Source organism: Paraburkholderia sp. JHI2823 (assembly GCF_038900695.1).
Lineage (GTDB): Bacteria > Pseudomonadota > Gammaproteobacteria > Burkholderiales > Burkholderiaceae > Paraburkholderia > Paraburkholderia mimosarum.
Map to the genome: position 1 here is coordinate 39,591 of NZ_JAYMRY010000017.1, position 26,888 is coordinate 66,478.

Consider the following 26,888-nt stretch of genomic DNA (forward strand, 5'->3'; position numbering starts at 1 on the left):
TACGGAACATAGTGCAGTAACCGCTTCAAGACGTCAACGATCGTTGCATGACTGGCAGGCTCGGTCGATTAGACTGGCTGCTGGCGACAGGCCAGGATGGCGCTATAACTGCCGTTTAAATGTAACCGATAGGCAGGCCGCGAACGACGCTTCCTGGCCGCGGACTACAGCCTGACGCGCATGCCCGCAGGCGACCGACAAGAGACGATGAGCGTGCCTGTGAGCGGTCATTCATTTTGGGTAACCGATGCTAGCGTATAAAGAACCTCGAATCTTTCGCACACGACCGGCATGGACTTATCGACATCGGCAGTCCGTCCGATTCGCTGACACTCTTCGACGAAGAATCGCCAATGCTCCCGTTGCCAATACCTCAGCGAGCGATCGCCTTCTCCTTCGCTGGCTGCGAAATCAGGGGGCACACAATCGAACGCAATAATCTCGACGTTCGTGGTTCGACGAATCAGAGTCGGTTGACCACTCCAGTCAAGCACAATCTCGATATCTCCGACCTTCGGAACTTCCTCACCTTCGAACTGCCACGACCAGAGTAGGCTGGATGTGCCATGCTTCGCGCCCGCGAGAATAAGACCGATGAGCGAATCTGAAAGTGCTTTTGAGTCACCGAAGCCACCAATTCGAACGTCACCATGCGGTAGATGTACGTTCCGTTCGGCCAACCTGTCGATTAACGACTGTACACGCGTATCCATTCTCGCTTGTCCGTTATCTAGCTCTTGATCCGTAGGGTCATCGTGAGGTCGTCAACTGAGCGCCCGGAAATACGAAACCTGTCATTGCGTCGTCCAACTTCTTCAAAGCCCAAAGATCGATAGAGGCCGCTCGCAGCATGGTTGTCGCTGAAGACAGATAGATCTATCCATTCGATGTGGTTATGCGTAGCGAATTCTATGGCTCCTTGCATCAACCGCCGCCCCAAGCCCCTCCGATAAAAGCTCTCCTCGACGCCGATGCCGAGACTGGCTCGATGTTTCTCTGACGGTATGCTCGAGCCGGTCAGGTCAAGATGTGCGACGAAGCGTGAGTCGGGACTTTCCATCGCCCACACTCTCATCCACGTTGGCTGAGCAGATGTTCTGCCCAACGCTTGAAGTCGGCAGGCGTTAGAGAAACGATCCTTAGCATCCTCGGCGCCTTGAATGGTTGACACGAGCTGGATTGTCGCCGTTTTTGGCCGCGAGACCGATGACCGCTCCGCCGCCCCCCGGCCTGACGCCATAGCGCGGCGATCACCCCAAGCGCGCTCCCGTGAAGGAGGCACGATCCGCCCCACCGATCCTACGACATTCAGCCCCAGCGGATCGCTCACAACACTGTGGAATGACCGTGCCGCTGCGCGGAAACCGTAAGCCGTGCACAATCACCCTATGCAAGCCCCCGACCTCGAACGCCTCGTCACGCTCACCATGCCCTTCGGCAAATACAAAGGGCGACTCATTGCCGACCTGCCTGGGCATTACCTCAATTGGTTCGCCCGCGAAGGGTTCCCGCGAAACGAACTCGGCAGATTGCTCACGCTGATGCACGAGATCGACCATAACGGCCTGCGGGGTTTGATCGATCCGTTGCGCAAACGCGGATAACGCCAGTCAGGCGCCATGAAACGTCGCGCTCGTTTGGACGATGTCGCGAACGCTTAACTTCGCATCCTCTTTGCCGTAATCACGGACTAAGCGGCGGTCTTGCCAACGCCGTGAGTTCCATTTGCCAGTCAGAACGCGAGCGGGGCCACTCATTGATAAAACGCAGCAGGCCCAGGGTTTGCCCCGATTAAAATATGCAAGATGCATTCCGTAATACAGGATTCCCACCCGGAGGCCAGCCTTTTGCACATGAAACCGCTAACGTTTGCGCAGAGATTATGGAGAGGGGCCACACCCACGCCTCGCCCAAGCACGGCTGAAGAGAACATTCGACGCGAAGACCGCAGGCTCGCTTTCCTTGGCAATGGTGGCCGCGTGACGGTGGCGGCTTTTGTCTGCATCCTCGCAGCATGCGGAAATAACGTTTCCGATTCGGATATCCAGTTCATCACGGCTGGCATGCCGCCGCAGTTCGAGGCGCTCCGCATGTACGGCGCGGTCCCCCATCACGACGGCTCGATCGGCACGTCCTCTCATGGACTCCAACAGGGCTGCGAAGCGACCATACGCGAGCCCGGCGGTCCTTTTCGCGAGTCTGTGATTCTGGATAGCCAGTCGGCCGAATACTTCGAACTCGAAGTTTCCCGCACGCCAGACGGATGGTCCGTCACGACGGACGGCCTCGCCGCACCGAGCGGCAATTCCGTGGGGCTTCGCACCCAGTTCACGAACTGTCTTGCCGCAATCAAGGACAAGTACCGGGCAGAACCGGACAAGGTCAAGTGAGCCTTGAAATCCAGGCTCCTCGTAACGTGCTCAGCGCGCAAACCCGCTCATAGCGCCACGCGCGTGCACTAACGCAGTTCGGACTCCGACGGTTCCAGCACACTGCGCAGTTTGCCGAGGAGCCAGTTGATCAACGCGTTGTTATGCCGGTAATGATTCCACGTGGGTATCTGACGCGCACCGAGAATGCGTTTGAACTCATAGGACGTCGCGCCCAGCTCGATTTGCGCATAGCCTTCACGAATGCCGAAATCCACCGTGCGAATGAACATGGCGAAGTACAAGCCGTAGTCAAGGCTCCTTGCGTAATCCAGCCCTATGTAGCGGTTGACCAGGTGGCGCCCTTTGCCGATCAACTGCGTGAACCCGATCAGCTCGTCTCCCAGGAAGAACAGCAAATAATGGCTGAGACTGCGGGTATTGGCGAAATATTCCGGCGTCAGCTTTTCGAATTTCAACTCGGCTTTTTGCCAGGTGTTCAGATATAGCTGATACACCTTGTCGACCAGATGATCGGGTAAACCGGCGCACTCTTCGTAGCGGAGCGCAGCGGCTTTTTTCAGCTTGCGCTTGAGCAGATTTCTGCGGTCGCTCTTCATCGCCGCGTAGTAGTCCGGGCCGATTTCCAGCACGGGAACGGGCAGGCCTTTTGCCGCCACGAAACCCCGCAGCGGCAAGTGCTCTTCGAATCCCTTATAGGCGAGCAAACTGCCTTTTTTCGCGAGCGCCGTGCTGATGGCTGCGAGCGTCTCCTCGGAGACTTCGCCGTGAATGCGGCCCGCGTCCACGGTCGGGTGCCCGATACAGGCCAGCTTGAAGCGGATCCAGCTCAAACTGCGCTTCAGCCAGCCGTTGGGAAGCAGGGTATTGAGGCGGAAATCCATAACGAAGTAGGGAGCCACGGTGACGATCGTGCCTTCGCGGTAGACGGCGAAATAACCGAAGCTGAAATCGTCCAGCCGAGCCGTCTGGAAGGCCTCATAAAACTCGGCCCCTTCCGGCTCGTCGCGCAGGAACCCTTCTGGCGGGGTCGTCAGATCCTCGATGTGCAGCATGCGTGGCCGTCCTCTTTCTGATTGCATGCTGGCTTGCGCCTCGCAACTTATGTAATGGGAAACGCCGACAGGGCGTGCACCTCGCGGCAATCCCGGTTGCCGGGCACCGATTGTCTGCGATCTTCAGGGCGTTGTCGAATCAGGCGGTCTGGCCGCAAGCCGCCGTGGCGGTCCTGCCTCGGCGGGTACGCAATCGAAGCTTGCGTGCGCCCGCAGCGTCGCGCGAGATCGCGCGGCGGCTATCCTTCGCGCAGAAAGCGCTATGGAATGAGCGTGGACACCTGCGCTGGCTGAACGATCTTGATGACGCCGCCCCACAGGCAAACGAGCGTGGCCTCGGCGTCCAGCGCCGGCATCGCGCCGAGCGTCACGGTCGGCGGCCCGCCGGGAATCCATGGCGACGGTGTGGCCGGCAGGCAGGGCATGGGCGTGAATACGCCCAGCTTCGCGGCCGTGGCGGCGATCACAGTCGGGTTCGCTGCGCTCTGGCAGAGGCCGAACGGCGTGACGTTGGCGATGGGAATGGAGTCGGCAATCGTCGCTGCGGGCGCCCCCCCAACCAACACGCGATTGACGGGGATGACATTGAGCGCACCCGGCGCGCCGCCGAAGGAGCACTGCAGCATGGCGCCGGCACAGACTTGCGGACTGGACATGGTGAAGCTCCTTGCTGGTTGCGTGCCCGCTGCGGGTCAAGTGGACGACGGATTGACTAGCGCTTGCCACCATTGCTTCCAGCGCGCCAGCGGTTTGCCGTCGGCCGCGATCGGGCGGCCGTCGTCGGTGTAGCGCTTCGCTGCCTCCATGGGCTTACCCGCACTGAACGGCTGTCGCAGCGAGAGGCACCCATTCGGATGGAAGCGCTGCAAGACACCGTGCAACTTGCCGTTGCGGTAGTGCGCCTCCTCGAGCAGCGTGCCGTCGGGCAGCCAGGTGCGCGAAACGCCGTGCAGCGCGCCGGCCGCGTAGTGCGCTTCGCGCTGGACCTTGCCGTCGGGGAAGTAGAAGAGCGTCTTGCCGTCGAGCTTGCCGTTTACGTACTGCGCTTGCGCCGACGGGTTGCCTTCGGGATAGAAGTAGGTGGCGGGTCCGCTCAGCACACCATTCGCATAACGAAGCGTTGCGATAGCGCGTTGGTCCGATTCGATGCGCACGGGACCATGCAGTGCGCCACCGAGTGTCGCGCCTTCGATACGCGCGCCGTCGCGTTCTATCGTGAGGGGCTGGATGGTCTCCATCGTCTGCATTGTCTCAGTTGATCTGCACGATGCCGCCCTTGACCACGAGCACGCCGCCTCCGTCCACGGTCTGCTGGACAGCGCCCTTGTTCGTCACACTTTGCGCTTCGTTCGAGAGCGTGCCGTCCGACTTGTTCGTCAACGAGGTCCCGGCCTGGTTCGTGAGCGACAGGGCCGCCTGATTCGTGATCGATGCGTCGCTCTTCGCCGTGAGGTTGCCGGTGCTTTGCAGCGTCAGCGTGCCGCTCACCTTGATGGTGAGATTGCCGTCCACGGTGAGCGTCATGTTGCCCGTGATCGTCTGGTCGAGATTGCCGCCCACCGTGCGCGTTTCGTTGCCGCCCGCCTTCACGGTGCGCGCCCCCTTGATATCGACGGTTTCGTCGCCGGTCTTTACGGTCGTGCTCCGGTTGCCCTGTTCGACCACCAGTGTGTCGTTGCCCTCCTTGACCGTATGCGCGCGGTCATTCTTGATCGTGCTCGTTTCGTTGTGGTCGATGGTCCATGTGGCGTCGTTGATCACTTTCGCATTCAGGTTCTTTTGTGCCTGCAGGTAAATCTCTTCGTTATCCTGCTTGTCTTCGAAGCGCAGCTCGTTGAAGCCGTTGCCGCCTTTGGACGTATTCGTCTTGATGCCGGACTGCGTCTGGTTGTCGGGAAGCGCATAGGGCGGCAGGTTCGCGCCGTTGTACACGCTCCCCGTGATGAGCGGGCGGTCCGGATCGCCGTCGATAAAGCTCACCACGACCTCGTCGCCCACGCGCGGCATGAACTGCATGCCGAACCGTTTGCTGGCCCAGGGCTGCGCCACGCGAATCCAGCAAGAACTCTGTTCATCGTTCTGGCCCTCGCGGTCCCAGTGAAACTGGACCTTCACGCGGCCATACTGATCGGTCCACACTTCCTCGCCGCGCTTGCCTACCACCGTCGCCGTTTGCGTCGGCATGAAGGGGCGCGGCGTCGCGCGAGCAGGACGCCAGGTCGTCGCGAACGGAAACGCTTCGAAGCGGTTCCGGTAGCGATTGTGATCGGCTTCGTGAATCACGCTGCGCACGACCCATTCGATATTCGCATCGCTGGATTCGTGATCTGCCAGCGTGAAGCGGCAACCCGGCGCGAGCGCGCGGCAGTCGCTTTCGCCCGCCAACATCCGCGTGGGCGCCCGCAGCGCGTCCACGCGGTGCTTGGAGCGCGTGGAGCCGTCGCCGCTATTGGCGTATCGCCCGGGGTATTCGTACACGGTGTGTCCATTCGACGCCGCCTGCGCCTGCGAATAGAGTTGCGCGGCGGGCGTCTCCCAGGCGTAATCGGAATGCGCGAAGCGGCCGGTGGCCGTCTCTTCCACGATCTCGCAGCGCAGAACCTGGGTGGTCTCGCGCGCACCGCTCGTGCCGCCCGTGTAATGCAGCGTCGCGTCGCCGGACAAACGCGTGAAGGCGTCGTTACTGTCGGCGATGACGAGCGTATGGCTGCCCGTTGCGTGCTGGAAGAAGTAGAACCAGCCTTGCTCTTCGCAAAGGCGGCTCACGAACGCGAAGTCGGACTCTGCGTACTGCACGCACCATTCGCGCGCGGCGTCGGCGCCCGTCAGCGAGAACGAATAATCGGTGATGCCGTGGCCCGCAAACACGGCCTCGATGATCGCCTGCGTGGTTTTTCCCTGAAAAATGCGGTTGTTCCTCGATAGCGTGAGCAGCCATAGCCACGAACGCAGTTCCAGGGCGAAGTGGCTGGCATCGACCGTCGAGGGCAACTGGGCGGCGCGCGTGCAGACGCCGTCGATGAGTCGCGGCGACTCGCCCCAGGCGAGCGAGAGCGTCGCGTGATTGCCCGTCATGCCGCTGGGCGCGGGCGGCGGCAATCCGCCATGCGCGTGAAGGGTCAGCGTGGCGGGCGCGTCCAGCGCCTCGCGCGCTTCGAGGCGCGCGGGAAAGAGCGTGCTGAAGGCGGAGCCGGTGAGGCTGAGGCGTGCGTCGGTGTCGGCGGAAACGGGGCGGTTCATTGGGTGGAGAGAATTCGACTCAAAGTGGGTTGAGCGCGAGCCGCGTGGCGGTCCTCGATGAGCATCGTCATTCGAGTGCCCACTGGGCGAGCGTGCCGATCAGCTCGTTCATGAGCACGTTGTCGATCTCGCGCGCGCCGCCCGCGGAGCGGCAGCGTGCGAGCACCGCATCGATGATCCGGCTGTCGAATGCGAACTGCTTGCCGGTGGCGTCGCGGTAGCGGGTGCGCAACTGTTCGAGCTTCTTTTCGATGATCGCGCGCAGCACGCTGTCGTCGAGCGCGGCATAGGGCACGGCAGTCATGCGCGCGAGGAAGGCAGGGCGGAACGCGCGCCGCAGTTCCTCGTGGAGCCGCCGCGTGAAGGCGTCGCTCGCGAGCGACGCGGCTGGCGTATTGAGGAGCAGTTCGGCGCCCACGTTGCTGGTGGCGAGGATCACGGTGTTGCGAAAGTCCACCACCAGTCCGGTGCCGTCCTCCATCACGCCCTTGTCGAAGACGTTGTAGAACGCTTCGAGCACGTCCACATGCGCCTTCTCGATCTCGTCGAGCAGCACCACAGTATAAGGACGCCTACGCACTGCTTCCGTGAGCGTGCCGCCGCTCGCATGGCCCACATAGCCCGGTGGCGCACCGCGCAGCTGCGAGACGGCATGCGCTTCCTGATACGCGGCGAGGTCGATGACGATCAGATTGCGTTCGCCGCCATAGAGCGCGTCGGCGAGGGCGTAGGCCGTTTCGGTCTTGCCCACGCCGGTCGGCCCCACGAGCAGAAATACGCCGACCGGGCGCAACGGGTCGGCGAGCCCCGCGCGCCACGCCTGAATGCGCATCGCAATGCGGTCGAGCGCGGCGTCCTGCCCGACGATGCGCTGGGCGAGACGGCCCTTGAGCGTGCGCACGGCGTGGGCTTCGTCGGCGAGCATCTTGCCGACGGGAATGCCGGTCCAGCTCGCGATCACGGCGGCGATGGTCTTCGAGTCCACGCAGACAGGAACCATGGGGTCATCGTCGCGGATCGCTTCGAGCCCGCTCTCGAGGCGCGAGAGTTCGGCCGCCAGGTCTTCGCGCAAGTCGGGCGCATCGGCCCCGTCTGCGGCGTCACCCGGTTCCGCGCCTTCGGCCTCGTCCGCACCGTCACCCGGTTCGGCGCCGTCGGCCTCGTCCGCGCCGTCGCGCGGCTGGGCGTCGAGGGCCGCGAGCCGCGCGCGCAGCGCAAGGATCTCGCGCACGGTGGCCGCCTCGTCGCGCCAGCGGGCCTCCAGCCTTTCGACGAGCGCGGCATTGCGAGCATGCTCGGCCGCAAGCGTGGCGAGCCTGTGCGTATGGTCCGCGCCCATCACCATTTCCGTGCGCAGCCGCAGCAGCTCGTCGTTCAGCGCGCGCTGGCGGTGCCTGGCGGCTTCGAGCTGCGGCGGCGTGTCGTGCTGCGCGAGCGCGACGCGCGCACAGGCGGTGTCCAGCACGGCGATCGCCTTGTCGGGCAACTGACGCGCCGAGATGTACCGGTGCGAGAGCTTCACCGCATCGACGATCGCGGCATCGTGGATGGTGACGTTGTGATGCGCTTCGAACTTCAGCGCCAGCGCGCGCAGCATGACGATGGCGGTGGGTTCGTCGGGCGCCTCGATCTGCACGAGCTGGAAGCGCCGCGCGAGCGCCGGGTCGCGTTCGAAATACTTCTTGTATTCGAGCCACGTCGTGGCCGCGACCGTGCGCAGTTCGCCCCGCGCAAGGGCGGGCTTCAGCAGGTTTGCCGCGTCGCTGCCGCCTTCCGCGCCGCCGGCGCCGATCATCGTATGGGCTTCGTCGATGAAGAGCACGACCGGCCGCGGCGAGCGGCGTGCTTCGTCGATCACCGCACGCAGACGCCGCTCGAATTCGCCTTTCAATCCCGCGCCCGCCTGCAGCAGTGCGAGATCGAGCATGCGCAGCGTGACGTCGGCGAGCGGGGGCGGCACATCCCCGGCCGCGATGCGCAGCGCGAGACCTTCGACTACGGCCGTCTTGCCCACGCCGGGCGCGCCCACGAGCAAGGGGTTGTTCTGCCGCCGACGCAACAGGATGTCCAAGGTCTGCCTGATCTCCGCATTTCGCCCGATGATCGGGTCGATGCGTCCGGCCCGCGCTTCGGCGGTCAGGTCGAGCGTGTACTGGTCGAGCAGGGCAGGCAAGGGTGCGGCAGCGTCCATGGCGGCAGCGAGTGCGGGAACGCTCGCATGGGGGGCGCCGGTGTCCGCCGGCGACGCATGAGGCGTGACAGGATCGAGCGACGCGCCAGTCTCGACTGGCGCGAGCCAGACCGCGAAGTTCGCCCGTAACGCAGCGCTCGCCACGCGCAGCAGCAAGGGCGCGCCATGCACGGCGCGGGCGCGCAGCATGTCGTTTTCGAGCAGCGCGATGAGCAGCGTCGCCGCGCGCACCCGCGGTTGCTGGAGCACGACGGTCGATTGCACGAGCGCGTCCTGGAGCCACACGAGCAGTTCGGGCGCGAACGACGGCATGCCGGTGTTGCCGCGCTTGAAGCGCGCGATGGCCGCACGGAATTCGGCGGCGAGCGCGCCACGATCCACGCCGAAGTGCGGCAGCACGCACGCAAAATCGCCGCCCTCCGTTTCGGCGAGCGCGAGCAGCCAGTGCTCGACTTCGACCACGAAGTGGGTTTCACGCAAACATTGCTGCGCTGCGCGTTCGAGCGCTTCGCGCGGCTCGCGCTCGAGGCGCGCGACGAGCGTCTTGAGATCGAGCGTCACGGCGTGCTGCCGGCACGCGGGCCGGCGGTGTGCCGCAGCATGTCGGCGGGCGCAAGACGCGTGACGCGCGCGGGCGCCGATTGCGCCGCGCCGCTCCAGGCGGTCCAGCCCAGCCGCAGCGGCGCGTGCCGCGAGAGGCGCGCGCACGGCAGCTCGCCCGCCGCAAGCTGCAGTTCGAGATGCACCTGGAGTTCGGCGCCGAACCACGCGGCAGCCAGCGCGTGCAGCGCCTCGTGAGCGGGAGCGCCAGGCAGAAATGCTTCGTACTGCTCACGCCTGAGCGGGCCGAGCCGCACGCGTATGCCCTGATGCTCGTCCCAGATGCGCGTGCCCGCCACGGCATCCTTGCCGAGCCGCCGGTTGCGTCCGCCGGAGCCGATCGCCGTGCGGCTCGACGCGGGGAGCGTGCGCCAGCCGCCCGCGAACGGCGTGGAGCTCACGTGAACGCGGAAGTGATGCAGCACCATGACGTCGAAGCCCGCGAGCGAGCGGCGGCGGTTCGCGAACAGGCCTGCGCGCGCGAGCACGGCGCGCATGTCGAGCGGCTCCTGCGGAGCGGGCGGTGGCGGCGCCGCGCGTGCGGCGTTGCCCGTCAGTGCGCGCAGCACGACGTCGGCGGGGCGCTGGGCCGTTGCGGGCAGCGGCTCGGCGCTGCGGTACTTGCGCTGCGCGCGATAGAGGAGCGCCAGCAAGCGGTGCTGGAAGATGTCCAGAAACGCCGCCGCCGAACCGTCCTTGCGGCGGGCCCGGTCCTGCAGCCATTCCTGCCACGCGCCTGGCAGCGGCCCGTTCGGGCCGCCCAGCGAAAATGCGTTGACCTGCAGCTGCGGCGGGCCGGGGCGTGCATCGCGCCCGGCGAGCGCTTGCGGCGCGAACGCGAGCGAGCGGGGCAAGCTGCGCCGCAGCGGCCCGAGCGCGCTCGCCGGAAAGGCCGGCGAGAGATTGCCGCTCAGCGCCAGCGCTTCCTGCGCCGGATCGAGCCCGGTGCCGAGCGGTTGGGCGTGCGGCTGGAGCAACTCGAGCAGGCGCACCGCCTGCGCGAATTCGAACGCGTGCGGCTCATCGAACAGACGCTGCGTCAGAGAACGAGCGGGCTGCCCATCGTCGGCCGCCATGTGCGGATCTCCCGACCGTCGCGCACGAGCGAGGTCTGTACGAAACGGTTGACGCTCGCATAGAGCGAGAAGAATTGCGCCAGCACGCCCGAGAAGAGCACGGTGCTCGCGCCCACGAAGCTGGCGTCGTCGAGCTCGATGCGCACGCCGAGTCCATTGCGCCAGCCGCGCCAGCGATCGGAGCCGACGTGCGCGACGATGGGCTCGCTCGACACCGAGACGAGCCCCGCGATCTGGCGCTGCGCGGGCGCATGGGCGCCGAGATTGTGGAGCACCAGCATCTCGCGCAGCGCCTGAAGCGCCTGCGGGCCCTCCACGATCGAAGCATGGTTCAGCACGAGTTGCGAGACGAGGCGCCAGCGCGAGGTGCCGTCGAGCGTGGCCACGATCTGCGGCGTGGGCCGGTGCGCGATGCGCACGCTCGCCACCGGTCCCGGAACCTCGAACGAGAGCGCGGCGCCCGGCGCGAGCCGGTGGGCCAGATGGCGATTGGTACAGAGCAGCTCGGCGGTGAGCGTGCGCGCCGCGGGCGCGACCGGATCGAAGCGCGTGTCGACGAAGGTCAGCATGACGTCGCTGCCCGGACGCGACGGGTGCAGCCCGCTCACGCGCCGCGCGTACCAGTAGACAGCCGATGCTGTGCCGTGCATCGAGCCGTACCACGGCGGCACGTCCGTCACGGTGCGGCCCGCCACTGCGCGCACGTTGCGCACGGCGTAGATCTCCGTGCCCGATTCGCGGTGCGCATCGGGGCTCACGCGCATTTCGCGCGCCGTGCCGTCGGGCCGTAACGGTTCCGAGGTGCGCGCGAAGAGATTGAGCGCGGGTGCGCAGCCCAGCTCGATGTCGCGCGTGTGCAGCGTGAAGCGCCCGCGTGGCGCCGCGGTGAAGCCGATCACGAGGTCGATGCGCTCGCCCGCGTCCGCCGGCGGCTTGAACGGCAGGTCGAAGAACGCGAACTTCTCGGGAAACGCGAAGTATTCGACGAGCAGGCGGCACGCCGGATGCGCGCCGTCTTCGAGCGGCAGCAGCGCGTCTTCCTCGTCGAAGCCAACCGGCTGAGGCAAACCTCGTTGCGCGTGCAACGTTCCTCCCGGCGTCTGTAGCCAGGTCGCGGCGCTGTGTGCGCCGAGCAGGTCGTAGAGCGCCGCAGCGGTGACGGGCGAGCCCGCGAGCCGCACGCGCAGGCGCTCGATCGGCAACGCGCCGAGTGGGTGCTGGCCGGTACTGCGCAGCGAGAGCCGCAGCGCCGATTGCAGCGTTGCATTACCCGTGAGCGCCTGGGCTTCTTCCGCGTCGAGCAGTTGCGCGTCGGCGATCGCGAGCGGCCACAGCGTGACGTCGGCGCTCGTGCGCCAGTGGATCGTCGCGCCGCTCGCGTCGACGTGCATGAGCGGCGTGTCGCGCGGCACGCGATAGCCGGCTGCGATGCTGCCTTGCGTGGCGTCGGGCTCGAACTGCGCGATCGTCATCGAAGGCACCGGGCGCGACGCGTACGGGTAGAACTGCTCGAGCAGGCCGTCGGTGAGCGTCGTGTACTCGTCGTCGAGCGTGCGCTGGATGCGTGCCGTGAGCACCGCGAAGCTCTCGATCAGGCGCTCGACGTGCGGATCGGCGCTTTCCCCCGGGCCGAGTTCGAGCCGCCGCGCGATCTTCGGATAGCGCTGCGCAAAGCCCTCGCTCGCGCGGCGCAGATAACTGAGCTCGCGCTGATAGTAGTCGAGCAGCTGCGCGTCAAGCGAGTCGTTCATCGACGATTCCGATGGCCTGCGTTTCGCCGTCCTGCCCAGCGAGGTAGGTGACGACGTGCTCCACGCCGTCGCTGCCGCGCAGCGTGCCCCTGATGCGCAGGCAGAGGCGCCATGGTGCGCCTTCGTCAGGTTCTATCTTCACGCGCGGGTCGCGCAGGCGCGGCTCGAACGCGCGCACGGCTTCGGCCACTTCGCGCTCGATCACGGCGCGGTCTTCGGCGCGCGCCGCGCTTTGGCCGCTCCAGTCGGGCAGGCCGTAAAGCAGCACATCGGGCGCGCGCGGCAGGCGCGGCGTGCCGCGCCGGGTATTGAGCAGACGCAGCAGCTCGGCACGCACCGAGGCGCGCAAGCCGGCCGCATCGAGCGTACGAGCCGCGGTTTCGTCGACGGATTCCTGCGCGTCGAAGGGCGCGTCATCGGCCAGCCGCTCGAAGAGCGGCATGGGCGCGATGGCGATAAAGGCGCGGGCGTTCGCCACAGGCGGTGCGTGTTAGTTCGCCGCCTTGACGACCTTGTTCGCGGCCATGTCCCACGTGGAGGCCGCCGTGCCTTCCTTCGAGCCGTCGTCTTTCTGCGAGGTGAGTTCCCACTTGATCTTCGTGAAGTTCAGCGAGAGCGTTTCCACGGGCTTGCCGCCCGCGCCGCCCGACACACTGACGTTGCTCAGCACCACGTTGTTGAGGGTGTAGGTGATGAACGGCATGACCTTGCCGTCGCTTTCGGCGGCATTGCGGCCCACCACGATCGTTGCGCTCGCAATGGCCTTGCCGCCGCAGCAATACTCGTTGAGCGTGGGGGTGGCGACGTCCACGAACTTCGTGACGGTGAACTCGCCGACATGAGGCTTGCCCGACGTGCGCTCGGAGTTGCTGACGTCGTTGGTCACCTGCATCGCTACGTTATGGCTGTACGACATCAACTCGATCTTGTCGGTATAGCCCTCCAAAGTGCACTCGCCTTTGATGTCGCTGCCCAGATCGAGAATGATCGAATCCATGATTTGCTGCTCCCGAAGCAGTAAAGAAGCGCGCGGGCCGCGTACGCCGCGCCGCGCGAGTCCTGGAACCAGTGACGCCTATGCGCCGCCCGGCCGTCGTCTCTTCATCGAATCGCGGTCCACGCTGCGCGAATCAGGCGACCGCCGGCGGCGGCAGGGTAGCCACGAGCCGGATCGACGCGGTCAGCTCCTCGAGCTGGAAATGCGGCCTGAGGAACACCGTCGCGCGGTACGCGCCCGGCTTGCCCGGCACCTCGGTCACGTCCACGCGCGCCTCGCGCAATGGATATTGCGCCTTGATTTCCTGGGGGGCGTTGTCGTTCACGAGCACGTAGTCGGCGATCCACGTGTTGAGATAGCTGCGCACGTTGTCGCGCGTCATGAAGCTGCCCACCTTGTCGCGCATGATGGCCTTGATGTAGTGCGCGAAGCGCGACGCCGCGAGGATATACGGCAGCATGGCCGAAATACGTGCGTTCGCCGTGGCTTCGGGCGTGTTGTACTGGGCCGGCTTGCACGCGGTCTGGCCGCCGAAGAACACGGCGAGCCCCTCGTTCTTCTTGTGCACGAGCGCGATGAAACCGAGCGCATCGAGTTCCTTCTCGCGGCGATCGGTGATCGCGACTTCCGTGGGGCACTTCATGGCCTTGTCGCCGGAAGCGGTCTGGAAGATGTGGTCGGGCAGGTGCTCCACGGCGCCGCCGCCTTCCACGCCGCGAATCGCGGCGCACCAGCTGTATTGCGCGAACGCGTTGGTGATGCGTTGCGCGAGCGCATAGGCGGAGTTGCCCCATAGATACTTCGAGTGGTCGGTTCCGTCGACATCCTCGAAAAAGTTCATCCCCTCGACCGGATTGCTGTCCGGATGATAAGGACGCCGCATCAAAACATGCGGGAGCGTCAGCGCGACGTAGCGCGAATCTTCGCTCTTGCGGAATTCGCGCCAGCGCGCCATGTCGATCGTCTCGAAGACTTTGGACAGATCGCGCGGCACGCCCAGCTCCGTGAAGCTCGCCATGTCGAAGAGCTGCGGGTGCGCCGCCGAGATGAATGGCGCGTGCGCGGCCGCCGCCACCGAGGCGAGCTTTTCGAGCAGACTCACGTCGGGCGTCTGGCGCGTGAAGTAATAGTCGCCCACCAGCACGCTGAACGGAAAACCGCCGAAGGTGCCGTATTCCTCTTCGTAGATCTTCTTGAAGAGCGCGCTCGTATCGACGTCGATGGCCTTCTCGAGATCGTTCTGCAGATCCTGCTTCGAGGCGTTCAGAAGGCGCAGCTTCAGGCGCGTGCTCGTTTCCGAACCCTTCACCAGAAAGTGCAGACCGCGCCAGGACGACTCCAGCGCCTGCATGTCGGGATGGTGCAGCACCTCGTTGAGCTGCTCGCTGATCAGCTCGTCGATCTTGCGGATGTGATCGTTGATCATCGCCACCGTGTCGCGGCTGATGGTCATGTTCTTGTCGAGCACCTGCAAGGCGAACTCCGCGAGCAGTTCGCGCGCGTGTTGCTGCTGGTCTTCGTATTGCGCCATGCGGCCTTCGTGCACGATGCGATCGAGCAGCGTGACCGTCCCCGCCTGCGCCGTGGCGGCGGCCTGAGTGTCTGACATGATTGTCTCCTCGCGTTGGGCTCAGCTGGCCGGCGTGTCGCCGGAAGCTTCCGGGGCCGCGCCCGGAGCGGCTCCAGGATTGGCCCCCGGAGCTGGCGGCGGCAATTGCGCGGTGGGCGTGTCCTGCGGGTGCGCCGAGCGAATTTCGCTCAACCCCTTCGGGTCATGCACCACTTCCTGGAGGAGCTTGTCCAGTTCGTCGTTGCCGTCGAGTTTGGTGAGGAGGTCGCGCAGCCGCAGCCGTGCGTCGTACAGCTGCTTGAGCGGCGCGATCTGCTGGACGATGCTGACGGGATCGAAGTCGTCGATCTGATCGAACTTCAATTCGACATTGATCTTGCTGCCGTCCGCAGCGAGCGTGTTGTCGACCTGCAGCGCGACACGCGGCCCGATGGACTTCATCACGTCGTTGAAGTTGTCGCGGTCGATATCGACGAAGCGGCGCTCCGTCATCTTCGGCAACGGCTCGACGGGCTTGCCGGACAGGTCGGCGAGGATGCCCACGACGAGCGGCAGCTCGCGCTTTTCGATGGCGTTGCCCGTTTCGACGTCGTACGTGATCTGGACACGCGGCGGTCGGTTCCGTTCGAACCAGTGCTGGGTACTGTCGGCCATGGTCACCTCGGTGGCGGTGGTTCTTCTATTGCATTGTGTGATGGCGGAAGATGCGCGTTTTTCGTCAATCTGTCTTTTTGATGATGCTCTTTCTTTGAAGGCGGAAATAGCTTCGCAAATCGTAAATTAACGATTTACGTTTCCATACATGGTACTTCAGAAAATCAACAGGTAAAGCGTGCCAGCATTCCGTGGATGAGGGAATTCATGGCATCAAGATCGCGATGATCGCCGCGTGAACCCCGTCATCCTCGCGCGATTCGTGAAGATAGACGGTGAGGACTTTAGGACAGGAAACAAAAAAATTCAAAAAATATTTACGGAGCATATAGTCAATCGCTTTCAATCGTATTTATGCATTTTTGTATTGGGCGATTGACAAATCGTTATTGCAATGAGGCTGTCGGCGCTTGTAGACTACGCGCAAACCGCATTGCGCGGCAAAACATGCGTCATGACTAGAATTACGAACCAGCATGGGATCTCCTGCGCGCGGGCAGGAGGCATCGCAGACAAGAGGCGACGCACACGATGGGGATAGCGCAGTGACGACCACGTTCTCGCCCGCTGCCGCATGCGCGGGCGCCGGGAAGCCGTGCGCCTGGCGGCTCGCCGGCCTCGTGCTGCTGGCGCTCGCGGGGTGCTCGTCGCTGCCCAAGGTGCAGGTGGATACCCTGGCCATTGCCGTCTCCATGCAAGCGAACCAGGACACGCCCATTGCCGTCGACGCCGTGCTCGTACGCAATCCGCAACTGCTCGACGCCTTGCTCGGTTTGCCTTCGGCGAAGTGGTTCGCGCAGCGTGACCAATGGCGGCGCGATCACCCCGAGGACATCACCGTCGTGTCGTTCGAAGTCGTGCCGGGGCAGCAGATCGCGGCGGCGCCGTTTCCGTTTGGCGGCAAACGCGGCGCCGGCGTCGTGGTGTTCGCCGATTATCAGACGCCGGGTGCGCACCGCGTGAGGCTCGATACCGGTCCCGCCCACGCGCTGCTGCTGCTCGGCGACCAGGATCTGAGCGTGCAGGCGGCGCGCTGAATCACGAATCGCTTAGTGAAAGAAAGTCAATAAACATGCGCACTTCGTTTCCCGATGCGGTCTGCTGGTTCGACGGCATGCCGTTGCTGCCGCAGCATTTCCAGACTCAGGCCCTGCACGCCGCGGGGCACGCGGCGCTGCTCGCCGGCGCCGCTCGCGCGCTTTACTGGGGCGTGCTCTCGCTCGAACATGACGCCGCGGGGCTCGCGCAGGGGCTCGTGCGCATCAGCGCGCTCGAAGCGATTCTGGCCGACGGTCTCGCCATTCGCCACACGCCGAGCGACCCCGTGCTCGAGATCGACGTGAGCCGCGCGTTCAGCGAGCCTGACAGGGAGGTCACGATCTATCTCGCCGTGCCGCCGCTTTATCGCGGGGGTCAGCTCGATCCTCAGGCCGGGCGATACACGCAGCGCGAAAGCCCGGACGTGCCCGATCTCGTCTCGGGCGGCGAGCCTGCCTCGATCACGACATGGTCGCCGCGCCTGCATCTGATGACCGATCTCGGACGCCACGAATTCGATCGCTTGCCGCTCCTGCGCGTGAGGCAACAAGGCGGCGGCGTGGCGATTGCGGACTATGCGCCGCCTTGTCCGTTCGTGCGCGCCGATTCGGTGCTCGGCCAGCGCGTGATGCGCCTCGTGATGCGCGTGCGCGAAAAGTGCGTTTTCCTGGCCGGGCGTCTGCAGGCGGCGCAGCGCGCCGAAGAGCGCGACGATGCCGCGCAGATCGAGCGCCAGCTTTGTGCGCTCTGGAGCCGCCTGCCGGAAGTGGAGGCGACGCTCGTCTCCGGCATCGCGCATCCTGCCGAGCTTTATCGCGTCGTCGCGGGCATGACGGGCGCGCTCGCGGCGCTGCGCCCGGCGCGCGGCGTGCCCGTATTCGCGACGTTCGATTACATGGCGCTGCTCGCGTCGTTCGATCCGCTTCTCGCGTGGGCGGACGAAGCGCTTTCGACGATACGTCAGGGCTATCGCGTGCGCGCCTTCACGGAGGAGGGCGGCAGCTTCTGGATCGCGCCGCTGTTCGAAAGCGGCGGCAGCGTGGCGCGTGAACTGGTGATCGGTTTGCGCATGCCCCCCGACGCCGGCGAGCACGACGCCAGCGTGTGGCTCGATCATGCCGTCGTCGCGTCGCGCCCCTACATGCCGACGCTCACGCGCCAGCGCATGCGCGGCCTCGCGCGCCGGCGCCTCGCGCGCGAGGAGCGCGCCGCCTACGCCACGGGCGACGACACGACGCTCTTCGCGGTGGCCGTGGAGGACGCGTGGTTCGATCGCGCGCAGCCGTTGTGCATCGAAGTCCGCACGACGGTGCCGGGGCGTGCGCCCTGGTCCGTGCAGCTTTTCACGCCGACCGGCGACGCGGCGGACGACCCTCGCAACGCGGGAGCCGACCATGCTTGACGCCGGCGACAACAGCGACGAGCGCCTGCCCCTCATGCGCGCGTTCGTCGTGGCATTCGCGTTTGCGGAGAACGCGCGCACGCGCGTGGTCGCGCAGGCCGCGAGCGCCGCGAATCCACAGACGCCCGCCGATGCGCAGCGCGAGGCCGATGCGCTCGCCACGCAGTTGCAGTCCGCCACGCGCAAGCTCGCGCGCGATGCGATGGCATGGACCGGCGCGGCCGGCGAAGCCGACGTCGCCGCGGCGCAGTACGCCTACGTCGCGCTGCTCGACGAGCTGTTGCTCTTTTCGGCGTGGACGGGCGCCAGCGCTTGGGAAACGTACCCGCTCGAAGCGCGCATCTTCAGCACGCGCGCGGCGGGCGAGCGCATTCCAGCCGCCATCGAAAGCCTGCTCGCGCGGCGCGATCCTTCGCAACGCGACCTCGCGAACGTCTACCTCGCCTGTCTCACGCTGGGGTTTCGCGGCCGCTTGCGCGGCGAGGCCGGGGCCTTGCGTCACGACCAGTTGCGTCACGCACTGTTTGCGTTCGCCATGCAGCGCGATCCCGAGCCCGACCGCCTTGGCGCTCCGCTCGAACTCGCCGCGCTCGCCCCGCGCGAGACGCGTCCGCTCACGCAGATGTTTCCGGACCGCGCGCGGCTGGCGCTGTTCGTCGGCATCGGCTTCGCCGCGCTGCTGGGGGTATCGCAACTGCTGTGGCTCTACGCGACGGCGCCCGTGCGGCCTTCGCTCACGCAGTTCGAAACGGTGTCGATGGCCGCGGGGCGTCCGGCGAACGTAGGCCATACGAGCACCTCGGGCGTCGTGCTGCCGCGCGCGCGAACGACGCGGCTGCTGCGGCCGCGGACCCCGGCCGCCGACACGCGGCCCGCAACGCAAACGTTGGATGCCGCTACGGCGCAGACCGTATCGGCAACGCCGGGCTCGAACCCGGGCGCCGCGCTCCCCGCCCGGCGCATCGTCATGGTGAGCGCGCAGGACGCCAACGAAGCCGACGCTGCCAACGAAGCCGGCGAGGCTCAGGCGCTACGCGGAGCGCGGCCATGACGACCACGCTCGTAGTTGTCCTTATCGTCCTCATCGCGCTGTTGATCGTGGGGATCGTGGCCGCGCTCGTCGTGCGCTGGGTGCGCGGGCGAGACGAACGCAGGCCGCTGCGCAATTTCACCGCCATGATCCGCACGGCGCACGCCACGATGGGCGTGCGCGATCCGTACTCGGTGCCGCGCGTGCTCGCCACGGGCACACCGGCGGCGCTCGACGCCCTGGCGAAGAGCTGGCGCCTCGCGCCCGTTGGCGAGCCCGGCTGGTTCGGCAGGATCTGGCATGACGCGGAAGGCATCCTGATTGCCGAGCCGGGCGACTCGCTCGGCGTGCGGGCCGCCGCGGAACGCCGCCGCGGCGCGACGGGCGGGCGCTTGTTGCGCGGGCTGCTGCGCAACCGGGCGGGGAGGCCGCTCGACGCACTCGTGTGGGTGATCGCGCTCGATACGCTCATCGATTATGGCGACGCTGGAGACAAGAGCGGCGGCATAAACGGCGACACAAGCGGCGGCATAAACGGCGACACAAGCGGCGGCATAAACGGCGACACAAGCGGCGACACAAGCGGTGACGTGAGCGGCGAGAAACTGCGCGCGGACATCGACACGGCGCTAGAAGCCTCGCGCACGGTGCTCGCGCTGCAACGCCAGCTGGGGCAGATGCTGCCGCTCTACATCGTGGTGACGGGCTGCGACGCGCTGCCGGGCTTCGATGCGCTCTCGGCGCGGTTGCGCCGCGAGCGCATCGAGACGCCGCTTGGCTGGGCTTCGCCGTATGCGCTGCGGCGCACGTTCGAGCCCGCATGGGTGGACGAGGCGTTCGCCGACATGAGCCGCGCGCTGGCCGCGACCGTCACCGAGATGGGCACGCTCGACGGTTCGCTGGACAGCGACGTGTTCCTGTTGCCGCGGCGCCTCGACGCCCTGCGCGAGCCGCTGCGCGAACATGTCGAGCCCACCTTGCGCGGCGGCGCCGACGGCACGGCGCCGCTCTTGCGCGGCATCTGGTGCGTGGGCGCGGTGCCGCAAGGCGGGGCGCGCGACGAGCCCGGCATGCCGCCCGCAAAAGAACCGCGCGGCGCGGCGCCGGCCTTCGCGTCGCGTCTTTGGCATGACGTGGTCATGCCGGGGCAGGGCCTTGCCATCGCGATTCCGCGCGTGCTCGCGTTGCGTATGCGGCGTTACCGCTTCGCGACCTATGCCGCCATCGCACTGGGCATTTTCTGGTGCGTGGGTCTCGGCGTGACCACCTGGCACGTGCGCAGCGATGCGCGGGTGCTCGCGGGCAGCTATGACGCGCTCGCGCTCGCGAGCGTCGCATGGCACGAAGCGGGCGCAAGCGACAACGAAGCGGCCGCGGCGCGCGCGCTGGGCAGCGCGGCCGACGCCTTCGTCCGGGTGCCGCGCTGGCAGCTCGCCACGCCGCTCATGCCGCTTTCGTATTTCGGCTTGCGGCGCAGGCTCGACGACGCGCAATACCACGTGCTGAGCGGGCTCGTGTTCACGCCGCTGCGCGCGCGCCTCGTCAGCCGTCTCGCCGATCTGAACTGCGACACGGGCCCGCAGGCATCCGCCGACGACGTCAGCCTCGCTGGGACCGCGCGGCGGCCCCAGGATCTGCCCGCGTACACGCAAGGCACGCAGCTCGTCGCGAACGCGGCGCAGACCGAGCGGCTGATCGCCAATTACAACGAGCTCGTGCTGCGCGACGCGGGCAACACCGTCATGCTGGCGCAGCTCATGCGCGGCGCGGTGGGCGTGAGCTTCTCGCCCGATCATGTGGCCGACCGCGCGGGGCTCGACGAAGCCGTGCGCGAGACGGGCGTGGAAGGCGGTCAGCTGCCGTTCGACGGCACCGAGGCACGCGCTGCGCACGCGCGCGCCAGCGTCTGCTTCGAGGAGACCTTCGACCGCTGGTTCGACGACATTTATCAGGATTCCTCGCTTACGACGAACGCTGCGCAGATCCAGGCGATGCTCGCCGATCTCAAGGCGCCCGGCGCCGTGCCGTCCACCGCGTCCCTCTCCGGGCTGGCCACGCGCATCGATACGCTCGCGACCCAGGTCGACACCGCCGACCACGGCTGGGCGGGCACCCACGGTCAGGAGCTCGTGCCCGGACTCACCGTGACTTTCGATACCGCAAAAAGCCTGCGTCTGATCGGCGCGACGCCGGTTGCCAGTGTGCTCGACCACGAGCAGAACGCGCAGAGCGCGTTCGCGGCGCGCTGGCTCGCGAGCGGCAATCTGCCGGGCGTGCTCGCATCCAGTCCCGCCACGGGGCTGCAACTCGCGCAGGATCTGCTGCCGCTGCGTGACGCGCTGCGCACGCTGCTCGGGCAGTCGTTCGTGGCGGGCGAAGGGGGCGGTAACGCGGAGATCCGCAGCGTGGACGCGGACGCGGTCCAACGCGCGCTCGCGGTTCTCCCCGCGTACAAGCAATACGCGGCCGGACCGCTCGCCCAGGCCCCCGAGGCGTGGCGTGGCGCGCTGCTGGCCGCGGCGGGCAATGCGACCGTGCACAGCATGGTGGCCGCGCTCTCGGTGCCGAATCGAGCCGCGACAACGGCGGATCCCGGCCGCGCGCGCGACATCGCGTACGCGCCGCAAACGCTGGCCGCGCCCTTCGACACGCTGCGCAAGAACGCGCTCGACCTGGTGGAAGCGTTCGATTCGCTCGGCCGGCCGGATCTCGCCCAGGCGGTCGCGCTGCGCGTGAGCGACGCCGCGCTCGACGTGCTGCGCTCGACCGATGTCCAGTTGCAATCGCTCGAACCGTTCCGGCCGATGCGCGGCGACTTCTCGGGCTGGAACGGCAGCCCGGGAGGATCGATGCGTGCGTTCGGGGCCGCAACGCCAGAGGCGCTGCAAACCTACCTCGCGGCGCAGGCGAGCGCGGTGGCGGACACCGCGGCAGGCGCGGCAAGCGCGATCGACTGGCTCACCACGCAGAACCCGCCGCTCTCGACTGCGGACGCGCGACTCGTGGCGCGCTGGAAAGCGCTCTTCGCGGATCTCGCGCAGTATCGCGCGCGCAGCCCGGCGAGCGCGCTGGTGGCCGTGCCTTCGATCATCTCCAACCAGCTCGACAAGATGGACCTCGACACGTGCAGCGCTTCGCTCGCGCAGGTAGAGGTGCCGGGATCGGGCGATATCGTCGCGAGCGCGGGTACGCGGCTCGTTTCGTCCGCGCGCGAGCGGTGCTACCGGCTCCAGATCGGCACCGGCGGCGAGGCGTACGAGCAATTGCGCAGCTATTTCGAGCGCTACCTCGCGGGGCGCTTTCCATTCTCCGCGGATGCGAACGCGCAGGCCGCCGACCTGCGGCAGACGGCGACCTTCGTCGCGCTGCTCGATGCGAAGCTTGCCGACGCGCAACGCGGCATGAGCGCCGCCGCGGCGAGCGGCGGCCCGCACGCCGGCGCGCAGCAGTTTCTCGCGAGACTCGCACGCGCGAAGCCGTGGCTCGATGCCCTGGTGGCGCGCGGCGCCGATGGTGCGCTCGTGGGCGTCGACGTGGCAGTGGACTGGCGCATCGATCGGGCCGACGAAGCCGGGGCGGACCAGGTGATCCAGTGGTCGCTCGCGAGCGGCAGCCAGACGCTTGCGTGGCCGGCGGCGGCCGGTGCGCCGCTGCGCTGGGCGCCGGGCCAGCCGGCCGCGCTGAGCTTGCGGTGGGCAAAGGACGGCCCCTGGCGGCCGATGCAGGACGCTTCGCAGCCCACGCTTTCGGTAGACGGCGAGGCGGCCACGTGGGCGGCCAACGACACATGGGCGCTGTTGCGGCTCGTGCGCTTGCATGCGGTGCCCGAAGACGGGGTGGACGGCAGCGCGGGCAACGCGCGCATGCTGCTGTCCGTGCCGGTTCGCGACCGCAATGGCGCCACGCAGACCGCGCGCATGTTCATGCGCCTCGGCATGACGGGCGCGTCTAAAACCGCGCTCTCATGGCCCGATCTGCCGTACTCGGCGCCGGGCGGCAGCCTGTATTCGCCGCCTGCAATGACCTACGGACCCTGGCCGTCGAACCCACAGGCGGGGCGCGGATGAAGCCGGCATTCGATATCGAAGCGCTCGTTCAACCGATTCCCGGTGGCGCACCGGCCGGTGTCTCGCTGCTGCACGACCCGGCATTCGACGCCATCAAGGCGGCGCGCCGCGAGGACGATCCGGCACTGCCAGCCGGCATCTGGCAAACCACGCTCAAGGTGGCCGACTGGCCCGCCGTGGAGGCAGGTTGCCGCGAACTCCTGATACGGCGCAGCAAGGATCTCACGCTGGCGGCGTGGCTGGGCGAAAGCTGGCTGCATCGATATGGATGTGCCGCGCTGCCTGCATGCTTCGAACTGCTAAGCGAGCTGTGCGAACGCTATTGGGACGACATCCACCCATTGCCTCGTGACGGCGACATGGGCTTTCGTGCCGCGCCGCTCGCATGGGTCGCGGAGCAGTTTCCCGTCCTGCTCCGCGGGCGTATCGCCTTGTGCGCGGGACCGGAAGGATCGGCGTTGACGCTCACGCGCTGGCAAGTCGCGCAGCGCGAAGCGATTGCCTTGAAGGACCGCAAGGATGTTCCGGCCGCGAAGCGGGAGGCGGCCGCGCGCGAGGAGAAGGAACTGGCGCAGGCCGCGCACGCTGCTGCGCCCGCCGAGCTGCGGGACGGGCTGCGCGCGATCGCGGCGGCCCGCGCGCCCATCGCGCAACTCGACGCCTGGTGCACGCCGCGGCTCGGCGCAGAGGCGCCGGGATTCGGCACGCTGATGGAGACGCTCGACCGGTTGGAGAGCGTGTTGCGCGAGTGGCTCACGGGGCACCCGAAGCAGGAGGAGGCGGTGATGGTTGATAGCGCAACGGTTGAGGAGCCAGCGATGATCGATCGCGCACCGCTCGAAGTGACGCCACCCGGCGACGCAGCCGAGCCGCCCGCCGCGAGGAAGCCGAACGTGCCGCAGTCGCGCGAGGAGGCGTATCGGCTGCTTGCGGTGGTCGCGGATTATCTGATGCGCTATGAACCGCACAGCCCCGTGCCGTACATGCTCAAGCGCGCGCTCGACTGGGGCGGCAAGCCGCTGCCGGAGTTGCTGGCCGAACTCATGGCGGGAGAACGCGGCAGGGCATTGGGAACGGCATTGGGTCTGCTGCCCGAGAGTGGGCCCACGCAGTAGGGGGGTGTTAAGGACCGCTGCTTCAGGCCCGCAACTTGCGCAGGCAATCCGTACTTTCCAATGGCATGTGCGAGTGGAGTCGTATGATGAATGACGAGCAGAGGACGAGGATCGGAACCGTGGCGGGCAACCTAGTCCAGGAAATCATGACAACGGGCCTCACCTGGGATGAGGCCGTTGCCGTGTTCGGCCTGGCCGCCAAGGCCACCGCACAGGCTGCCGCACGCATGGGAGCCGGCACGCCCGTACAGTGCGTCACGCTGGCGCGCGTGCGCTTTGAGGACGCCTTCGCACAGGACGTTCGGGTCGTCGTTGCGGTGACCGGCGCCCCGTCGGAAGACGACTCCGCAGACACGTCGCACCCTGCGAGCGCGAACGGACGCCACGCCGCGAACGCGCATTGATCGCCAGCGCGCTTCGATCACTGTTTGCCGGGCTGCGGATGCAGCCGACTCGCGTATCGCCGGCCCCGATAGCCTCGGCCCAGGTGGCTTGCGAGGCGACCATCGATACCGCCACGAGACAGGCCTCAACCGGTATGACGAAGCACCTGATATCTACGATTTTCTCCCTGGAAGATAAGGGGTGCTAAATGTTCTGCAACTTCGCTGCTCGTGGCGCACGCATCCGCTTTGAAGATAGGCAGGCCGAGTAGCCTTTGCAAGCCTTCACCAAAACTTGGGATCTGCTCCCGGGGCGCGAATCACCTGATCGATACCTGGCTGGCGTGATCGGAATCCGGCGTCTTTGCGACACGCTGCCGAGCACCGCGCTGGGGTGCAGAGCGACGCTGAAGGGTGCCGTTGCGCACCACAACCGTGCCGTGCCGCGCCGACGTGCAGCGATATCGACGTCGGCGGCAGGCAAAGCGCAGTGGCATGGCACTTGCGTTGTATTGCGCTAAGGCGAATCGATGGCGATTCGCTCTTCGTGCTGAGCGACCTGAATACCGAATCGCCCGGCAACGGGCCTGGGCAACGGCGCCCTGCGCAACCGGTTGAGACCGGACGCGCAGGGCGCCGTTCGAGTTTTCATGGACACCCCATGCCAATCAGGGCGACTCGCATCTTTCTCTTCGGTCGGCGCACCGCGCCAGCCGTGCGCTTGAGCGCCGATCACAACGTTCGCGAACCCGCGCGATGGAACGGACAACATGGGCAATAAGTTCACCACCTTCGACTTGAGCTGCATTTGCGCGCTAACCTTAGCTGCGCTTGCGATCGCCGCCCGGACCATGGTGCTCGTTCACCGGGAAAACGACGACGGCCCTCGCTTCCAGGAAATGCGACTTGCGCTGCACGTCGCTTTGAGCATGGTATTGGCGATGACTGTCGATGTCGGGATCGATCCGGCATTCGTGTGGCTCCAGCAAACACTCCCGCATGACGGTACGCTGGCAAATCGTGTGATTGCTGCGGTGCTTACTGGTTTGGGATGCGTTGTAGTCGTCATTGTCGTTCCATGGGGCATGGTTGCCTTCCAACGGTCGCGGCGCGATGTGTCGACAGCCCGCAGGGCCACCAGCGAATTGATCGATCGCCTCCGCGCCGGATGCAAGGAACCGGCCGTCGATGTGAGGTTCGATCGAACCTGGCATGCCGAATAGTCCGCAATAAGAAGCGGGTCGAGAATCACGGTAGCGTTGCGGTGGGCTGCCCAAAGGGCAACGTCTGCAGCGCAAGACCGAATGAGTCATAGAGCCGTCGAGGACCACACGCCGACGGGCACCGACGACGACTTCCGGGCGACAACGGCCATCGGGGGCGGCGGTCCAGCCAACGCCGGATCGCCGCCTTCTTCGCTCAGGCAGCGAAATCCGTCGACCTGGAAAGATCCTTCCACGCTTCCGTTTCCTGCGTCACATAGGCATTTTTCGCAGCGATGGCAGCCAGTGTGTCGGTACCAAGCGCAAGCCGCAACGGCGGGTTCGATGCGTCGACGAGCGTGATCAATGCGGCTGCAAGCTTCCTGGGGTCGCCGGGCTGGTTGTGGTTCATCTGCACGGCCTTGCGGCGCACTGCGCCCGAGGTCTCGTCATAATCGTCGATCGCTTCCGGCGCAACGGCCAGCGAAGACGCATCAAGAAAGTCGGTACGAAAATACCCCGGCTCGACAACGGTCGCTTGAATGCCCAGTGGTTTCAGTTCGGCATGCAACGCTTCGGTAATGCCTTCGACAGCGAACTTGGTCGACGAGTACACGCCAAATCCCGCCGCGGCCCGATATCCGCCGATCGATGAAATATTGATCACGTGGCCCGAGCGATTTGCGCGCATCGTCGGCAGTACGGCGCGCGTAACGTTTAGTAATCCGAATACATTGGTGTCGTACATCCGACGGACGTCCTTGTCGGAAGATTCTTCCACCGCACCCAGCAGACCGAAGCCCGCGTTGTTGACCAGCACGTCGATGCGTCCGAATTTTTCAACCGCCGCTTGCACCGCCGCCTTTGCCTCGGCTTCATTCGCCACGTCCAGCGCAACGGGGAGCAATGCGGATGACTCGCCGAGACGCTCGGCGATGGCGCGGACATTGCGTCCGGCGGCCACGACCGCGTTGCCGTCCGCGAGCGCTGCTTCTGCAATCAATGCGCCGATGCCTCTCGATGCGCCGGTGATGAACCATACGCGCGTGAAGCCGCCTTGTTGAATGTCAGCCATGATCTCTCTCCTGGGGTGATTAGGTGATGCCATGGTACGCATGACGATTGAC

The 26,888-nt window shown here is 66.2% G+C and carries 22 protein-coding genes; 9 read left to right on the forward strand and 13 right to left on the reverse strand.

Annotated elements, in window-relative coordinates; genetic code table 11:
* Window positions 1-227: 227 nt before the first annotated feature.
* A complete protein-coding gene (locus tag VSR34_RS19415; RefSeq protein WP_028212586.1) occupies window positions 228-713 on the reverse strand; it encodes an ASCH domain-containing protein in 486 nt (161 codons plus the stop codon).
* Between the two features lie 675 nt (window positions 714-1,388).
* Between VSR34_RS19415 and VSR34_RS19420 the strand changes: the two genes are divergently transcribed.
* Together VSR34_RS19420 and VSR34_RS19425 are read left to right on the forward strand one after the other, a co-directional pair.
* Complete coding sequence (locus VSR34_RS19420) at window positions 1,389-1,604, forward strand: DUF3820 family protein (RefSeq protein WP_028212589.1); 216 nt, start codon at window positions 1,389-1,391, stop codon at window positions 1,602-1,604.
* A 375-nt stretch (window positions 1,605-1,979) separates the two neighbouring features.
* On the forward strand, window positions 1,980-2,390 hold the full coding sequence (locus VSR34_RS19425) for a hypothetical protein (protein ID WP_028212590.1): 411 nt from the start codon (window positions 1,980-1,982) through the stop codon (window positions 2,388-2,390).
* Between the two features lie 68 nt (window positions 2,391-2,458).
* Here VSR34_RS19425 and VSR34_RS19430 read toward each other — a convergent pair whose 3' ends face one another.
* The 11 genes from VSR34_RS19430 to tssB form a co-directional block, all read right to left on the reverse strand.
* On the reverse strand, window positions 2,459-3,445 hold the full coding sequence (locus VSR34_RS19430) for a GNAT family N-acetyltransferase (RefSeq protein WP_028212591.1): 987 nt from the start codon (window positions 3,443-3,445) through the stop codon (window positions 2,459-2,461).
* A 260-nt stretch (window positions 3,446-3,705) separates the two neighbouring features.
* Window positions 3,706-4,101 carry a DUF4280 domain-containing protein gene (locus tag VSR34_RS19435; protein WP_028230800.1) on the reverse strand — a complete coding sequence of 132 codons (396 nt, stop codon included), beginning with the start codon at window positions 4,099-4,101 and terminating at the stop codon, window positions 3,706-3,708.
* Between the two features lie 36 nt (window positions 4,102-4,137).
* Window positions 4,138-4,683: a toxin-antitoxin system YwqK family antitoxin gene (locus tag VSR34_RS19440; protein WP_342963227.1), complete on the reverse strand. Its 546-nt coding sequence runs from the start codon at window positions 4,681-4,683 to the stop codon at window positions 4,138-4,140.
* A gap of 13 nt (window positions 4,684-4,696) precedes the next feature.
* Window positions 4,697-6,685 (reverse strand): type VI secretion system tip protein TssI/VgrG, encoded by a 1,989-nt coding sequence (gene tssI, locus VSR34_RS19445; protein WP_342963228.1) that lies wholly within the window; start codon window positions 6,683-6,685, stop codon window positions 4,697-4,699.
* Between the two features lie 67 nt (window positions 6,686-6,752).
* Window positions 6,753-9,437 (reverse strand): type VI secretion system ATPase TssH, encoded by a 2,685-nt coding sequence (gene tssH / locus VSR34_RS19450; protein ID WP_342963229.1) that lies wholly within the window; start codon window positions 9,435-9,437, stop codon window positions 6,753-6,755.
* Complete coding sequence (gene tssG, locus VSR34_RS19455; RefSeq protein WP_342963230.1) at window positions 9,434-10,552, reverse strand: type VI secretion system baseplate subunit TssG; 1,119 nt, start codon at window positions 10,550-10,552, stop codon at window positions 9,434-9,436. The genes tssH and tssG overlap by 4 nt, the downstream gene beginning before the upstream one ends.
* Window positions 10,516-12,303 carry a type VI secretion system baseplate subunit TssF gene (tssF, locus tag VSR34_RS19460; RefSeq protein ID WP_342963231.1) on the reverse strand — a complete coding sequence of 596 codons (1,788 nt, stop codon included), beginning with the start codon at window positions 12,301-12,303 and terminating at the stop codon, window positions 10,516-10,518. The genes tssG and tssF overlap by 37 nt, the downstream gene beginning before the upstream one ends.
* Window positions 12,287-12,781, reverse strand: coding sequence for a type VI secretion system baseplate subunit TssE (gene tssE / locus VSR34_RS19465; RefSeq protein WP_051390944.1), 495 nt, complete (start codon window positions 12,779-12,781; stop codon window positions 12,287-12,289). The genes tssF and tssE overlap by 17 nt, the downstream gene beginning before the upstream one ends.
* Window positions 12,782-12,793: 12 nt before the next feature.
* Window positions 12,794-13,300, reverse strand: coding sequence for an Hcp family type VI secretion system effector (locus VSR34_RS19470; RefSeq protein ID WP_028212597.1), 507 nt, complete (start codon window positions 13,298-13,300; stop codon window positions 12,794-12,796).
* A gap of 133 nt (window positions 13,301-13,433) precedes the next feature.
* Entirely contained in the window at window positions 13,434-14,909 is a 1,476-nt protein-coding gene (gene tssC / locus VSR34_RS19475; RefSeq protein WP_342963232.1) for a type VI secretion system contractile sheath large subunit, read from the reverse strand.
* 21 nt (window positions 14,910-14,930) lie between these two features.
* Window positions 14,931-15,524 carry a type VI secretion system contractile sheath small subunit gene (gene tssB / locus VSR34_RS19480; protein WP_028230805.1) on the reverse strand — a complete coding sequence of 198 codons (594 nt, stop codon included), beginning with the start codon at window positions 15,522-15,524 and terminating at the stop codon, window positions 14,931-14,933.
* Between the two features lie 545 nt (window positions 15,525-16,069).
* Between tssB and VSR34_RS19485 the strand changes: the two genes are divergently transcribed.
* The 7 genes from VSR34_RS19485 (at window position 16,070) to VSR34_RS19515 (ending at window position 25,782) form a co-directional block, all read left to right on the forward strand.
* The gene (locus VSR34_RS19485) at window positions 16,070-16,561 is read left to right on the forward strand and encodes a hypothetical protein (RefSeq protein ID WP_342963233.1); all 492 of its coding nucleotides are present in this window, start codon (window positions 16,070-16,072) and stop codon (window positions 16,559-16,561) included.
* A gap of 35 nt (window positions 16,562-16,596) precedes the next feature.
* Complete coding sequence (tssK, locus tag VSR34_RS19490; protein ID WP_342963234.1) at window positions 16,597-17,964, forward strand: type VI secretion system baseplate subunit TssK; 1,368 nt, start codon at window positions 16,597-16,599, stop codon at window positions 17,962-17,964.
* Complete coding sequence (locus VSR34_RS19495) at window positions 17,957-19,015, forward strand: DotU/TssL family secretion system protein (protein WP_051381401.1); 1,059 nt, start codon at window positions 17,957-17,959, stop codon at window positions 19,013-19,015. The genes tssK and VSR34_RS19495 overlap by 8 nt, the downstream gene beginning before the upstream one ends.
* The gene (locus VSR34_RS19500; RefSeq protein ID WP_342963235.1) at window positions 19,012-23,061 is read left to right on the forward strand and encodes a type VI secretion system protein; all 4,050 of its coding nucleotides are present in this window, start codon (window positions 19,012-19,014) and stop codon (window positions 23,059-23,061) included. Before VSR34_RS19495 ends, VSR34_RS19500 begins: the two co-directional genes overlap by 4 nt.
* Window positions 23,058-24,176 carry a type VI secretion system protein TssA gene (gene tssA / locus VSR34_RS19505; protein WP_342963236.1) on the forward strand — a complete coding sequence of 373 codons (1,119 nt, stop codon included), beginning with the start codon at window positions 23,058-23,060 and terminating at the stop codon, window positions 24,174-24,176. The genes VSR34_RS19500 and tssA overlap by 4 nt, the downstream gene beginning before the upstream one ends.
* A gap of 119 nt (window positions 24,177-24,295) precedes the next feature.
* A complete protein-coding gene (locus VSR34_RS19510; protein WP_342963237.1) occupies window positions 24,296-24,580 on the forward strand; it encodes a hypothetical protein in 285 nt (94 codons plus the stop codon).
* A 749-nt stretch (window positions 24,581-25,329) separates the two neighbouring features.
* Window positions 25,330-25,782: a hypothetical protein gene (locus VSR34_RS19515; RefSeq protein ID WP_342963238.1), complete on the forward strand. Its 453-nt coding sequence runs from the start codon at window positions 25,330-25,332 to the stop codon at window positions 25,780-25,782.
* A gap of 196 nt (window positions 25,783-25,978) precedes the next feature.
* Here VSR34_RS19515 and VSR34_RS19520 read toward each other — a convergent pair whose 3' ends face one another.
* Window positions 25,979-26,836 (reverse strand): oxidoreductase, encoded by an 858-nt coding sequence (locus VSR34_RS19520; RefSeq protein WP_342963277.1) that lies wholly within the window; start codon window positions 26,834-26,836, stop codon window positions 25,979-25,981.
* Between the last annotated feature and the right edge of the window lie 52 nt (window positions 26,837-26,888).